Origin of the sequence: Nonomuraea sp. NPDC050394 (assembly GCF_044459065.1) — a bacterium.
Taxonomy (GTDB): Bacteria; Actinomycetota; Actinomycetes; order Streptosporangiales; family Streptosporangiaceae; genus Nonomuraea.
Map to the genome: position 1 here is coordinate 408509 of NZ_JBITIO010000003.1, position 13384 is coordinate 421892.

Genomic DNA, 13384 nt, shown 5'->3' on the forward strand with positions numbered 1-13384 from the left:
GTTCTATTACTAGACCATGGGTCCGGTCGGCGTACAGCGTATTATCGGCCGGGTGAGCGACGAGAACGTGTGGCTGCGGCCCCGCAAACCCGCCCGCCAGGTGCTGACCATCGAGCGGATCGTGGCCGAGGCGCTCGCCCTGCTCGACGAGGAGGGCATCGACCGGCTGACCATGCGGCGGCTGGCCGAACGGCTCGGCACCGGTTCCACCACGCTGTACTGGCACGTGAAGACCAAGGACGACGTCCTCGACCTGGCACTCGACGCGGTGTTCGGCGAGGCCGAGCTGCCCTCCGGCGGCGACTGGCGGGCACGGGCCGAGCGGCTGTGCTCGGCTTGGCGGGCGGCGATGCTGCGCCATCCGTGGTCGATCACGCTGCTCGACCGGCCCATGATGGGGCCGAACGCGCTCGGCCGTACCGACTTCCTCTACCGCACGCTGGAGGAGGCCGGGCTGCCCGACGTGCGGGCGGCCGCGCACAGCCTGTCCACGTTCGTGATCGGCTCGGTCACCCTCCAGGCCCACGACGGCGCCGCCGACCTCACCGAGCACCTGCGCCCCTATCCCACGCTGGCCGCGCACGGCCTGGCCCACGACTGGGCGGCCACCTTCGCCCGCGGCCTCGGCTACCTGCTCGACGGCATGAGCGTGATCGCCCCCGTGGGGCAGCCGGAGACCGCGCGCCGCACCTGCGGGCCGTCGGCCTGAGTGAGCAGGACGATCCGGCCGTCCTCGGGATCCTGGTCGAAGACCTCGGGCGCCCACATCGCGCACTGCCCGGAGGCGGCGCACCGCTCCCGGTCCACGACGATCACCACGTCACCTCCAGCCGGTCCACGCCGTACACGAGCATCCCCACGCGCTTCGGCACCTCCTCCGGCGGTACGGCCAGCCGCAACCCGGGCAGGCGGCGCAGCAACGCGGGGAAGGCGATCTCCAGCTCCATCCTGGCGAGGTTCTGCCCGAGGCACTGGTGCGGGCCGAACCCGAAGGCCAGGTGGTGGGTACGCGGCCGGGTGAGGTCCAGCACGTCGGGGTTCTCGCACAGGGACGGATCCCGGTTGGCCGCGGCCAGCGAGACGGTGAGGAAGTCGCCCTCCGGGATCGTCGTCCCGTCCAGTTCGAGGTCCTGCGAGGCCCGCCGGAACAGGAGCGTGTCGACGACCGACAGGTAACGCAGCAACTCGTCCACCGCGGTCTTGGCGACCTCGGGCTCGTCGCGCAGCAGCGCGAGCTGGTCGGGCCGCTGGAGCAGCAGCAGCGTGCCGACGCCCAGCACGCTGGCGTTGGTCTCGTGCCCGGCGATCAGCAGCAGCACGGCGATCCCGGCCACCTCCTCGTCGGTCAGGTCGGTGCCGGCGAGCAGGTCGTCCAGCAGCCCCTCCCCCGGCCGGGCGCGCTTGGCCGCGACGAGCTCGGTGAGGAAGACCCCGAAGTCCTCCAGCGCCGCCGTGGCCGTCTCGATGTCGAGGTTCGTGTCGAGCAGCCTGACGCTGGCAATCTGGAAGGTCCGGCGGTCGGCGTACGGCACGCCGAGCAGCTCGCAGATCACCAGCGTCGGCACCGGCAGCGCGAAGTGCTCGACCAGGTCAACCGGCCGCGGCTGCCTCTCCACGAGGTCGAGCTGGTCGGCGATGATCTGCTCGATCCTGGGCCGCAGCCGGTTCATGCGCTGGAGGGTGAAGCGGCCGGTGAGCATGCGGCGTATCCGGGTGTGCCCGGGAGGGTCCATCTGGACGAACATCCCCGGCGGCGGCGCGGCCTTGTACAGCGGTACGCCCTGCTGGCCGCCCTCCACCTCGGAGCTGAAGCGGGTGTCGCCGAACAGCCGTCGGACCAGGTCGTGGCTGGTGGCGTACCAGATCTCGTCGCCGGTGTTGAGCCGCACCTTGCCGAACGCCTCGTCGGTGGCCCCGTCCGGCGGGCTGAACGGGCAGGAGCGCGTCATCGGAAGCTGTCTCATGCCTCAACGGTGGGTGGCGGGGCTGACGGCGCCCGCACGCGGCGCTGACATGAGCACGACGATCTCCTCGCGGTCCATCCCGGCGCCCCGCCGGTGGGCCAGCGAGAACGCGGCGTCGCCGAGCACGCGCCTGGTCTCCGCCTCGACGCCGGCGGCGTCGGTACCCGGCAGCCCGCGCAGCGTACCGGCCGCCCCGAGCAGCGTCGCGGCCCGCTCGGCGGCGCCTGCGGCCAGCGCCAGCCCGGCCATGCCCTCGACCGCGCCGGCGGCGGCCGGCACGTCGAGCGTGCGCAGGAGGATGTCGAACGCCTCGCGGAAGAGCCCTTCGTCGCCGGCGACCTGTCCCAGCCCGATGAGGACGCGGGCGCGCAGTTCCTCCTCCCCCACCCAGAGCGTGTGCCCGCAGCCGGTCAGCGCCTCGCGGTAGAGCTCGGCGGCCCGTCCGCCGTCGCCTTCGAGCCTGGCCACCTCGGCCCGCACGTACGTGGCCGCGGCCATCACCTCCGGCCCCTTCCTCGACCTGGCCAGCACGTCGGCCCGCTCCAGGTCGGCCTTGGCGCCGTCGAGGTCGCCCGCCCTGGCCTTGACCGAGCCCCGCAGGGCCAGCACGAACACGGTGTCCTCCGCGTCGCCGAAGACCGAGGTCAGCGCCATGGCCTCCTCGGTCAGGGCCAGCTCGCGCGCGTGTTCGCCCCGCCAGCCGGCGATCTCGGCCATCTGCAGCAGGGCCTGCGCCGCGCCCCAGCCGTCGCCGGCCAGCCGGAAGGCGGTCAGCGCGCTGCTCAGGTGCCCGGAGGCCTGGTTCACCTGGTTGCCGCCGCCCAGCCGTACCTGCGCCAGGAGCAGGTGGGCGAAGCCGCGAGACCACGGCTGCGAGCTCGTGGTGGCCGTCAGGAGCGAGGGCACGATCGCGCCGTAGTCGCTCTCGGCGACGGCGAGATAGGGGCGCACCATCTGGATCAGCGGGTACTCGGGCACCGGCCCCAGCCGCTCGGCCAGCCGCTCGGCCCGCTCCAGCAGCGGGCGGAGCTGGGCGCGCGGACCGGCCGCCGACGCCACCTGCAGCACGGACATCACGTAGTGGGCGCCGCACTCCTCCGCCCGGGGCAGCGCGAGCGCGGCGGAGGTGAGCTGGGCGGCCTCCTGCCCGAGCCCTCGCTGCCACCAGTAGAGCCACAGCCCCGCGGTGATCCGCAGCGCCGTCGCGGGCCGCCCGGCCGCGATCGCCCAGCGCAGCGCCGCGTGCAGGTTGTCGTGCTCGGCCGCGAGCCCGGCCATCGTGCCCGCCTGCCGATGATTGCGCAGGTACGGCTCCGCCCGCACGGCCATGTCGGCGAAGAACTCGGCATGGGCCAGGCGTACGGCGTGGGCGTCGTCTTCCCCCAGATGCTCGGCGCAGAAGGCGCGCACGGTCTCCAGCATCCGGTAGCGCCCTTGATCGGCCTGGACGAGCGACTTGTCCACCAGTGCCGCGAGCAGGCCGGGCGTGGCGCCGCAGACCTGCTCCGCCGCCTTGAGCGAGGCCCCCGACGGGAAGGCCGACAGCCGCGCGGCCAGCCGCTGCTCGTCGGCCGACAGCAGCTCCCAGCTCCACGCCACGACCGCCCGCAGCGTGCGGTGGCGGGCCTGGCCGCCGCGGAGCCCGGCGCCGAACAGGTCGAGCCGGTCGCCGAGCCGCTCCTCCAGCCGCTCGGCCAGGTCCTCGGCCGACAGCGCGCGCAGCCGGGCGGCGGCCAGCTCGATCGCCAGCGGCAGGCCGTCGAGGGCGCGGCAGATCCGCACGACCGCGTCGGTGGCGGCGAAGTGCGGGTCCGCGGCCCGCGCGCGGTCCATGAGCAGGCTCACCGCGGGGCTGTCCAGCGCCTCGGCCAGGTCGGCGCCCTCGGCGGGCAGCGCGAGCGGGCGAAGCGGCAGGCTGACCTCGCCGTCGAGCCCGAGCGGCTCACGGCTGGTGGCCAGCACGCGTACGCCGGGCGCCCCGGCCAGCACCCGGTCGGCCAGGGCGGCGGCCTCGTCGACCAGGTGCTCGCAGTTGTCCAGCACGAGCAGGAGCAGCTCTCCCGACAGGATGGCGACCGGGTCGCCGCCGGGCGTGAACGCGCCGCCCAGGGCGCCGAGTACGGCCTGCCCTACCCCTGCCGCCGGGGCGAGTTCGACGAAGCAGACGCGCTCGGCGAGCGGCCCGCTCACCGCCTCCGCGGCCAGCCGGGTCTTGCCCGAGCCGCCGGGGCCGACGAGCGTCACCAGCCGGTGTTCGCGCAGCAGGTCGCGCAGGTCGGCGAGCTCGCGTTCACGGCCGACGAAGCTGCTCACCTGGCGGCGCGGCCCCGGCATGGCCATCAGCGGGCGCTGGGCGTGCTCGCCGCGCAGCACCGCGACATGCAAGGTTCTGAGCTCCGGCGACGGGCTGGTGCCGAGTTGCCCGGCCAGCAGGCGGCGGTAGTCCTCGTAGCACTCCAGCGCCTCGACCTGCCTGCCGGTCGCGGCCAGGGTGCGGATCAGCAGCTCGCGCGGGCGCTCGCGCAGCGGGTCGGCGGCTACCAGGGTGCGCAGCTCCCCGATCAGGCGGGCGGGCTCGGCCTTCAGCGCGAGCTCGGCCTCGATCCGGTTCTCCAGCGCCTCCGCGCGCAGGCTCGCCAGCCGCTCGCGGTGGCCGTCCAGGCCCGGCAGCCCCGCCAGCGCCTCGCCGCGCCACAGCGCGAGCGCCTCGCCCAGCAGCCGCACCGCCTCCGGTGTACGGCCGGCCCGCCGCCCCTCGGTGACCAGGCGGGCGAAGCGGTGGGCGTCCACGTCGTCGGGGTCCACGCTGACCCGGTAGCCGGGCCCGACCCGCTCGACCGGGACGAACTTCCGCAGGCGGGAGATCTGCGACTGCAGGGCGTTGGGCGCGGCCCCCTCTCCGCCGTAGACGACCTCGCGCAGGCGGTCCGCGGAGACCGGCCGCCCGGGTTCCAGCAGCAGCGCCGCGAGCAGCGCCCGCAGGCCGTCCCCGTTGACCTGCTCGCCGGCCACCTCGGTCGTGCCCAGGATGCGGTAGCGCATACCCCGATTCTGTCCGCCGGCGCGCTCCGGCGCGGGGCTACCCGGCGGCGTCCCGGCGGGCGAACGTGATGATCTCCGGGGCGGTGCCGGTCAGGGGCTCGCGGTTCCAGTCGCCGTACTGGGCCTCGATCTCCAGCCCGGCCTCCGTCAGGAACGCGGCGAGCCCGGCCACGCCGAGGAAGCGCAGGGTGCTCCAGCTGACCTCGGGGCGCTCCCATCCCGGGCTCGTGTAGGTCTGGGTGAAGGTGACGCGCTCCGCCGTCACCTGCCGCACCTCCACGTCCACGCGCACCGGTGTGCCGGAGGCGTCGGTGATCTCGGCGCCCGTCCAGCGTTCCCAGTCACGGGCGAGCGGGTTGCGGGTCTCGAAGACGAAGCGGCCGCCGTCGGCCAGGGCCGCGCGTACGGCGGCCAGGGCGGCGCGCAGCTCGTCATCCTCGACCAGGACCTGGAAGGCGTGGCCGGTCATGACGATCAGGTCGAACGCGCCTCGCCGGCCGAACGTGGACAGGTCGCCGCGCACCCATTCCACGCCCTCACGCCGCCTGGCGACGCCGAGCATGGCCTCGGCGGGGTCGAGGCCGGTCAGGCGGCCGGCGTGGCCGGCGTCCTTGGCGGCGATGAGCAGTTCGCCCGTGCCGCAGCCGACGTCCAGCACCGATCCGGCCTCCATCACCAGCGGGAGGTAGAAGGCGAAGTCGGGGCGTCCCGCGCAGAGCGTGTCGTAGAGCTCGGCCAGGCGGGGTTCCGTGAAAAGGCGGTCAGCCATGCGCGGTCCTCCGGTAGCGGATCATCGGCCCCAGCAGGCCGGGAACCGTCTCGAACGGCGTCATCCCCAGGCGTTCCACCACGGCGATGGAGGCGGTGTTGCCCTCGTCCACCTCGGCCAGGACCTCCGGCAGGCCGGCCGGGCCCAGGGCGTGCTCGACCACCGCGCGGGCCGCCTCCGTGGCGTAGCCGTACCCCCAGAAGGGTGGCGACAGGCTGTAGGTGATCTCCAGGCCGAGATCCTCCAGCGGCCGCAGCCCCGCGGTGCCGGCGAGGGCGCCGGTCGCGCGCTCGCGGATCAGCCACAGACCGCAGGCGGAGGCGGCGAAGTCGCGCTCACTGGCCGCGATGGCCTCGGCCACCTGCCCGGCGGTGAGGACCTCGCCGTCGAACAGGAAGCGCCGCACGCCGGGGTCGGTCCAGTGGGCGAGCAGATCGGCGAGGTCGGCGGCGCCGGCGGGCCGGAGTTCGAGCCGGTCGGTGGTCAGAACGTGCTGCATCCGGCAAAGACTACGAGCCGGACCCCGCCCAGCGCGCGACGGTTTCCGCGTACGCGCCGGGTACCTCCAGCGGGAACACGTGCCCGGTGTCCGGGAGGGTGTGCTGTGTCCAGTCGGGGCGGCGGACGTTCAGGTCCTCGCGGGCGCCGTCGATGACGATGTTGTCCGTCTCGCCCCACAGGACCAGGGTGGGGGCGCTCACCCGGGAGAGGGCCGCGCGGACGGGCTCGGGGTCGACGAAGATCGCCCGCATGATCGAGGTCATCGCGGTGACGGTGTCGCCCAGCCTGGCCGGGTCCGCCGTGCGCAGTTCCTCGCCGATCAGCGCGGTCATCTCCGGCGACAGGCGGGTCAGGTCTCCGCCGACCAGCTTCTCGCCGCCGGTCAGCGTGTCACGGTCCGCGTACGTCCTGATCTTCATCTCCAGGAGGGGACGCGCGCCGGCGCGCAGGACCGTGCGGGCCAGCGGCTGCGCGGCCGACAGGCACGCGCGGCCGATCGTGCGCCACCACCGCGCCTCCTTCTCCGGCAGCCGGGCGGGCAGGGCAGGGGTGGCGAGCACCAGGCGGCCGACCCGATCCGGCGCGAGGCCGGCGAACATCGCCGCCACCAGCCCGCCCATCGACCAGCCGTGGACGGTCACCTTCTCCAGCCCGAGCGTGCCGGTGAAGGCGCGCAGGAAACGGACGTTCGGCGCCAGCCTGGCCGCGCGCGGATGTGGCAGCTCGGTGTGGCCGAACAGGGTTCCGGGCAGGTCCGGCACGTAGACGGGGCCGGAGGCGGCCAGGTGGGGAATGAGGTCCATCCACAGCGTCGCGCTGCCGCCCAGCGGATGGACCAGCAGGTGCGCGGGGCCGTCGCGCTCGGATCCGGCCCGGAGATAGTGGACGGCGGCGCCGTGCACGTCGACCGTCTCGCTGCGAATGCCCGCCCAGCGGGCGCTGACCGTACCCCAGTCGGAGTGGCGCATATTTCCCAGTATTAAGTGATGCGCTCGGCTCTGGGCGCGGCGACGAGAACATAGTCCTTCGTGCACAACGCCATCGAGCGATCCAGCCGCGCGGCGTTGAAGTAGATCTCCGGTACGGCCGGCAGCGCCGGATCCACGACCAGCTCGGTGCGCCCTTCCGGGGCGTGGTCGATCAAGCGGTACCCGGCCCCGGCGGCGTCGAGATCGGCGATCAGGCGGCCATACGCGGAGGACCCTACTCCCAGGTCCGGAGCGGCACCTCCCTGATCGGGTGGAGGTCGGCGCCGGTCCTGGCGTGGGAGTTCCGCTGGGCCACACGGGCGCCGGAGCCGGCGCGCGACGGCCACAGGACTGTCCGGATGTATGCTGGACGGGCGCGTCAGGGCGCATCCGGTCCGCGGGAAGGGCGAAGCCCACCTGGTCACGGTGTGTTGTTAGGCCTGACCTCTTTTCCGGTCTGATCATGCGGACGTCAGACGCATACGGAAGGGAGGCCATCGTGCCCATCTCTCGTCTTCCCGACCATCCCAGCGCCGAGGCGCTGCGCAAACAGGCCAAGACGCTGCTGCGCTACGTACGCGCCGGCGTGCCGGAGGCGCTGGCCATGGTCGAGGAGTTCCATCCCCGGCGACCCGGCGCGCCCAAGCTGGCCGACGCCCAGCTCGTGACTGCCCGCCGCCACGGTTTCCCCAGCTGGGGACGGCTGATGAAGCACCTGGAGACCGTCGGACGCTACACCCGCTCGCCGCACGAGGTACCCGCCGGCGCCGATCCGGCCGACGAGTTTCTGCGCCTGGCCTGCCTCACCTACGGCGACGACTACCCCGGCCGCCTGCGCGAGGCCGACGAGCTGCTCGCCGCCGACCCCGCCCTGGCCACGGCGAACGTCTTCACGATGGCCGCCACCGGCTCCGCGTCCGCGTTGCGCGCCGCGCTGGCCGCCGCGCCGTCGCTCGCCACCGCGGAGGGCGGCCCGTTCGGGTGGGAGCCGCTGCTCTACCTGGCCTACGCGCGGCTCAAGCGGCCCGGCCGGTACGCCGAGGCCGCCCGCGTCCTGCTCGATCACGGCGCCGACCCGGACGCCGGGTTCCTGTGGGACGGGCTGCCGTCGCCGTTCACCGCCCTGACCGGCGCGTTCGGCGGTGGAGAGGGCGACCAGCCGCCGCACCCGAGCGGGCTGGGGCTGGCCCGCGTTCTGCTGGCGGCCGGTGCCGACGCCAACGACGCCCAGACCGTCTACAACCTCGGACTCGGCGGCTCCTGGTCCGACGACACCGCGCATCTGGAGCTGCTGCTGGAGTACGGGCTCGGCCGCGGCGACGGCGGGCCGTGGCGCGAGCGGCTCGGGCACGAGCTGGCCTCGCCGGCCGAACTGCTCGCCGAGGAACTGGCGACGGCCGCGCTGCGTGGCGGTCCGCGCCGGGTCAAGCTTCTGCTGGAGTACGGCGTGCCGGTCGACGGGCCGGGTGCGCATCCGGTGTTCGGCGGGCGGACGCCGTACGAGCTGGCGCTCGTCCACGGCCACCGCGAGGTGGCCGGGCTGCTGGCGGCGGCGGGGGCGCGGCGGCCGGAGCTCGACGAGCTGGAGACGTTCGCGGCGGCGTGCATGAGCGGCGACGCCGGCGCGGTCGCCGCCCTCGGGCCCGAGGTGCTCGCGCGGGCGCTCACCGAGACGCCCGGCCTGATGAACCGGGCGGCCGAGCACGGGCGGCCGGACGTGGTGCGGCTGCTGGCGGGGCTCGGCTTCGACGTCGGGCACCGGGAGCGGAGCACTCCCCTGCACCTGGCGGCCTGGAACGACGACGTGGACACCGTCACGGCGCTGCTCGAACTCGGGGCCGACCCATCGGCGAAGGACGACGAGCACGACTCGACGCCGCTGGGCTGGGCGGAGTACGGGGGCAAGCGGCAGGTGGCCGCATACCTGGGGATGACATACCCCGGGCTGATGTAATCGCGCCCACCACCCGGCAGGCTTGCCTCCATGAGAATCACCATCATCGCGGTGGTCACCGTGCTGGTGCTGGCCGTCGGCGGGGTGGCCTGGGCCTACCCGTCGGTGGCCGCCACCGCCTGTCCTGGCTGCTATGGGCTGAGCTCCGCCGGTGACGACGTCCACGTGGAGGAAGGCGTGCCTGCCGGGCCGGTCCTGGCGACCGTGGCCGCCGCCCGGCGGCTGGTCGGCGACTTCTACGGCGGTCGGGTGAGCACGCCGAGAGTCCTCGCGTGCGGCACCGCCTCCTGCTACGCGGGCATAGGCGGCGGCAAGGAGAAGGGCGTGGCGGTCCTGAACCGCGCGGTGATGCTGTCGCCGGGCGGCCTCGATCCGGTGATCGCCTCCCACGAGATGGCACACGTGGAGCTGCACGCGCGGCTGTCCGGGGAGGTGCCGCAGTGGTTCGACGAGGGCTTGGCGGTGGTGGTCTCCGGCGACCCGCGCTACCTCGGCCCCACCGGCGACCGCTGCCTGGTGGAGCCGTCAGGGGCGCTGCCGGTGACGCTGGCGGAGTGGCTGCGGGCGGCCTCGGCCGATCGGCAGACGTACGCGAAGGCGGCCTGCCGGGTCAGCCGCTGGCTTGCCGCCCATGGCGGCCGGGACGGAGTCCTGCGCCTGATCGGCAGGCTCAACGCCGGCGAGCCGTTCACCACGGCGGCCCGCTGACCCCCCACGACAACCCCCACCAGAAGAAAGGCACGCGATGACCCAGTCCTTCGGCGCCCAGCCCGCATTCCGGCGAACCCCGTTCACCGCGGAGGAAATGGCCAGAAGTGAGGCCAACTTCTCCCCCTTCGTCGCCCAGCAGCTCATCTCCCACGGTCACTTCCGGGTGGCGGCCGACAACCCGGAACTGGTGGAGCTGTTCCAGAACGTGGCCCGCCGGGTGAGCGACATGCTCGGCCAACGCGTGGTCAGCTACTCCAACGGCCGATACCTCATCATCACCTTCGCCGACCAGCCCCCTCCGGCCACACCCGAAGCCCCGCCCCAGCCCCCTCCGGCCACACCCGATGCCCCGCCCCGGGACCCCCGGCCCTGACCCGCTCACCCGCCCCGTCCGTGACTTCACCCGCGCGGGCCGGGTTGGTGACCGACGAACTCCACGGGCCAGCGAGCACGGCTGTCCGGATCGCCCGCGACCTCGCCGACCGGGCGATCCGCGCGGATCCCGCGGTAGACGCGCATCCTGGCGCCTCCGTGACGCTCTTGCCCCTCTCGGTCCTCCACGCCCGGAGGCGGGCCAGGTCGCGTGGGGGCCGGGCAGCAGGCGGGAGACGACGGGCGGCGGAGGTCAGGCGCCTTTGGACAGGAGGGTGGTGATGGCGGTGCGCAGAGCTGGGGCGGTGGCGTCGCCGAAGGGGCCCTCGGGATAGTCGACGACCCAGACGTGGAGCATTTCGGGGGTGGCGGGGAGCTTCGTGGTGCCCTTGGGGCAGGTGCCGTCCGGGTTCAGGACGGCCACGCCGCCGCCGGGCAGGCCGCAGAGGTCGTCGTGGGCGTGCCAGTGTGTGAGGGAGCCGCCGATTCTGGGGCCCTGGGCACCCGGAGGCATGATGTACATCGCGCCCAGCAGGATGCTGCCGCCGCCCGGCTTGCGGTAGTACACCAGCGCTTCGGGGCGGGTCGGGTCGAGCACCCGGTCGTCCATGATCCACGCCATCTTGGTGAGGTGAACGACGCCACCGGTGTCGATCGACTCGGCGAACCCGGCTTTCGTGGCCGCCGCCAACGTGGGCCACCGCTTGGGCAGTTCCTGCTTGGCCGCCGCCACGGCCAGGTCCGCGGCCGCCCGTTCCCCCTCACTCGGCGGCACCACCGGCCCCTGGTCGCCATGCTGGTGCCCACCCTGCTGATCGGCGCTCGGGTCCGTGCCGGGCCGCGTATCCGTGCTCGAGCCGGTGCCGGGCCCCGTGCCCGTGCTCTGGTCGGTGCCGTGCTGGTGGCCTCCCGCCGCCGTGGTGTCCGCCTGGTCCGCGGGTACGGCGTGGCCGTGGGTGCCGAAGACGGGCAGGAAGACCGTACCGACCGCGACCACCACCAGCCCGGCCACCAGCCCCGCCCCGATCCGCCCCGACCGGCTGGGAACGGCCGGGCGCGCGGTCCGGTCCAGCAGGGCGAGAGCGCAGCAGACCAGGACGATCTCCAGGGCGGTGGCGAGCACGTCCGGGGCGCCCACGGGTTCCGGCCGGCCCGCACCGGGGCCGAAGGGAACGCCGAGGGTGCGGCTGACTCCCCACAGGGCCACGATGGCGGCGTTGCCCACGATCCCGGCCAGCAGCACGGGCCGCGCGGGGCGACGCAGGACCACCGCCGCCCAGAGCACCTGCGCCCACCCGGCCACCGCGAAGAACGCCCCATGCCGCCAGTCCATGGCGAAGTGCTCCCCCATGGCCGCGAAATGCACGGCCCCCGCCCCGGCCGACAACACCGCGAGCACCACCAGACTCCCCGGCACCCCCGCGCCCACAGGATCCCCACTCTCCGGAGTTGCCCGCGAAGCCCGCCCACCTCCGGACGGCTCCGGCCGCCCACCCGCAGAGGACGCGGCGCCACCGGATGACTCCGGCCCTCGACCCTGGGGAGCCGCCGCGTCGCCGGGCGTCTGGGGAGCCGCGTCGCCGGGCGTCTGGGGAGCCGCGTCGCCGGGTGTCTCCGGCTGTGTGCCTGCGGCAGGCTCCACACCCTCCGGTGGCGCCGGGTCCGTGGATGACGTCGCGTGCCGCTGCTCCGGTAACGGCGAGTCCGTGGATGACGTCGCGTGCCGCTGCTCCGGTAACGGCGGGTCCGTGGCAGGTGGGGGGTTCGAGGGCTGGGCGGGGGTGCTGGGGTCTGGGGTGGGGGGCATGGCGGCCTCGCTCCGCTGACGGCTGACAAGCGCTTGCGCCGATTATGCACGCCCAACCCCACCCCCCACAGACCCAGTTACGAGCCAGGCACACGTTTTCGGGAGAGACACACGGGGGCACGTATCCAAAGGTGAGAGTCGACGATCACGCAGGTCACACCATAGGATGGGATTGGCTAGTTAACTGGTAGGGAATAGGGGAGTTATGTACGCCACCGCGACCATCGTCAAGCCGCTCCCCCCAGAGCTCTTCAGGACGCACGGCGCGAGCGCGGAGATGCGCTGGGACGCCATGGCGGGCCAAGGTTTCCATACCCCCACCGACCGCTTCTTCGTCCGCAACCACACCTTCACCCCGTCCATCGACCCCGCCACCTGGCAACTGGCCATCCACGGCGACGGTGTGCGATGTCCGGGCGCGTACACCTACGACCAGTTGCGCGCCATGCCCGCCCGCACGCTGGACGCGGCGATCGAATGCGCGGGCAACGGCCGCCGCTTCTACGGCACCCAGCAGGGTGAGCCCGCCCCCGGCACGCAGTGGGCTCTCGGCGCGATCGGGGTGGCGCGCTGGCGCGGTGTGCCCCTGCGGTACCTGCTGGAGCGCTCGGACATCACCGCCAGAGCCGTGGACGTGCTGCCGACCGGCCTCGACGCCCCCTTTGAACACCACGGCCACGTACGCCGCCCCCTGCCCGCCGGCAAGGCCATGGACGACGTCCTGGTCGCCTACGAGATGAACGGCCACCCCCTCCCGCCCGACCACGGATTCCCGGTACGCCTGGTGGTGCCGGGATGGGTGGGAATAGCGTCCATCAAATGGCTCGGAGACATCGAAGTGGCCACGCGTGAATTGTTCACCCCGTGGAACACGGAGTTCTACCGCGACGTCACGGTGAACCCGGTGAAAAGCGCGCTGGAACTCGGCTGGAACGCGCAGGTACCCTTCGGCCGCCCGCAACTGCTGCGCGGCCGTTCGTGGTCGGGCCGTGGCCGGGTGGTCAGGGTCGAGGTGAGCTTCGACGACGGGCGGACCTGGCGCCGGGCGGAACACCGCGGCCCGCACCTGGTCAGCGCCTGGTTGCCGTGGCACATCACGTGGGTGCCGAGGCGCCTGGGCGAGCGGTCGATCCTCGTCAGGGCCACCGACGCGAGCGGCGCGACGCAGCAACGGAAAAGGCCGCGGCACGAGTTCGGGTATCACTTCGACGCCGCGGTAAGACACCCCATTACCGTTATCCATGGATAGACAATTGTCACCGAGTCGCTGAGCTGCGGGTCCGCGCGGAGCATCCG

General features: G+C 73.6%; 13 protein-coding genes. 5 read left to right on the forward strand and 8 right to left on the reverse strand.

The window, feature by feature from the left end; translation table 11 throughout:
• Positions 1-52 precede the first annotated feature (52 nt).
• Positions 53-709, forward strand: coding sequence for a TetR/AcrR family transcriptional regulator (locus tag ACIBKY_RS14980; protein ID WP_397097214.1), 657 nt, complete (start codon positions 53-55; stop codon positions 707-709).
• Here the strand turns inward: ACIBKY_RS14980 and ACIBKY_RS14985 are convergent.
• Genes ACIBKY_RS14985 through ACIBKY_RS15015 form a run of 7 tightly spaced genes read right to left on the reverse strand, consistent with a single transcriptional unit; the run spans position 628 to position 7420 of the window.
• Positions 628-819, reverse strand: coding sequence for a ferredoxin (locus ACIBKY_RS14985; protein ID WP_397097215.1), 192 nt, complete (start codon positions 817-819; stop codon positions 628-630). The two genes, ACIBKY_RS14980 and ACIBKY_RS14985, sit on opposite strands and share 82 nt — an antisense overlap.
• Positions 813-1964, reverse strand: a complete 1152-nt coding sequence (locus ACIBKY_RS14990) for a cytochrome P450 (protein ID WP_397097216.1) — start codon at positions 1962-1964, stop codon at positions 813-815. The genes ACIBKY_RS14985 and ACIBKY_RS14990 overlap by 7 nt, the downstream gene beginning before the upstream one ends.
• Before the next feature lie 3 nt (positions 1965-1967).
• Positions 1968-5006, reverse strand: a complete 3039-nt coding sequence (locus tag ACIBKY_RS14995; protein WP_397097217.1) for a BTAD domain-containing putative transcriptional regulator — start codon at positions 5004-5006, stop codon at positions 1968-1970.
• Between the two features lie 37 nt (positions 5007-5043).
• Positions 5044-5775 carry a class I SAM-dependent methyltransferase gene (locus ACIBKY_RS15000; protein WP_397097218.1) on the reverse strand — a complete coding sequence of 244 codons (732 nt, stop codon included), beginning with the start codon at positions 5773-5775 and terminating at the stop codon, positions 5044-5046.
• Entirely contained in the window at positions 5768-6274 is a 507-nt protein-coding gene (locus tag ACIBKY_RS15005; protein ID WP_397097219.1) for a GNAT family N-acetyltransferase, read from the reverse strand. The genes ACIBKY_RS15000 and ACIBKY_RS15005 overlap by 8 nt, the downstream gene beginning before the upstream one ends.
• Before the next feature lie 10 nt (positions 6275-6284).
• A complete protein-coding gene (locus ACIBKY_RS15010) occupies positions 6285-7244 on the reverse strand; it encodes an alpha/beta fold hydrolase (RefSeq protein WP_397097220.1) in 960 nt (319 codons plus the stop codon).
• An 11-nt stretch (positions 7245-7255) separates the two neighbouring features.
• Complete coding sequence (locus ACIBKY_RS15015; RefSeq protein ID WP_397097221.1) at positions 7256-7420, reverse strand: hypothetical protein; 165 nt, start codon at positions 7418-7420, stop codon at positions 7256-7258.
• 323 nt (positions 7421-7743) lie between these two features.
• On the opposite strand from ACIBKY_RS15015, the gene ACIBKY_RS15020 reads away from it, so the two are divergent.
• Genes ACIBKY_RS15020 through ACIBKY_RS15030 form a run of 3 tightly spaced genes read left to right on the forward strand, consistent with a single transcriptional unit; the run spans position 7744 to position 10282 of the window.
• Positions 7744-9198, forward strand: a complete 1455-nt coding sequence (locus ACIBKY_RS15020; RefSeq protein ID WP_397097222.1) for an ankyrin repeat domain-containing protein — start codon at positions 7744-7746, stop codon at positions 9196-9198.
• A gap of 30 nt (positions 9199-9228) precedes the next feature.
• Positions 9229-9906: a hypothetical protein gene (locus ACIBKY_RS15025; protein ID WP_397097223.1), complete on the forward strand. Its 678-nt coding sequence runs from the start codon at positions 9229-9231 to the stop codon at positions 9904-9906.
• 37 nt (positions 9907-9943) lie between these two features.
• The gene (locus ACIBKY_RS15030) at positions 9944-10282 is read left to right on the forward strand and encodes a hypothetical protein (RefSeq protein WP_397097224.1); all 339 of its coding nucleotides are present in this window, start codon (positions 9944-9946) and stop codon (positions 10280-10282) included.
• 252 nt (positions 10283-10534) lie between these two features.
• Here ACIBKY_RS15030 and ACIBKY_RS15035 read toward each other — a convergent pair whose 3' ends face one another.
• On the reverse strand, positions 10535-11680 hold the full coding sequence (locus tag ACIBKY_RS15035; RefSeq protein WP_397097225.1) for a hypothetical protein: 1146 nt from the start codon (positions 11678-11680) through the stop codon (positions 10535-10537).
• A gap of 613 nt (positions 11681-12293) precedes the next feature.
• On the opposite strand from ACIBKY_RS15035, the gene ACIBKY_RS15040 reads away from it, so the two are divergent.
• Positions 12294-13337, forward strand: a complete 1044-nt coding sequence (locus ACIBKY_RS15040) for a sulfite oxidase (protein WP_397097226.1) — start codon at positions 12294-12296, stop codon at positions 13335-13337.
• Positions 13338-13384: the final 47 nt, after the last annotated feature.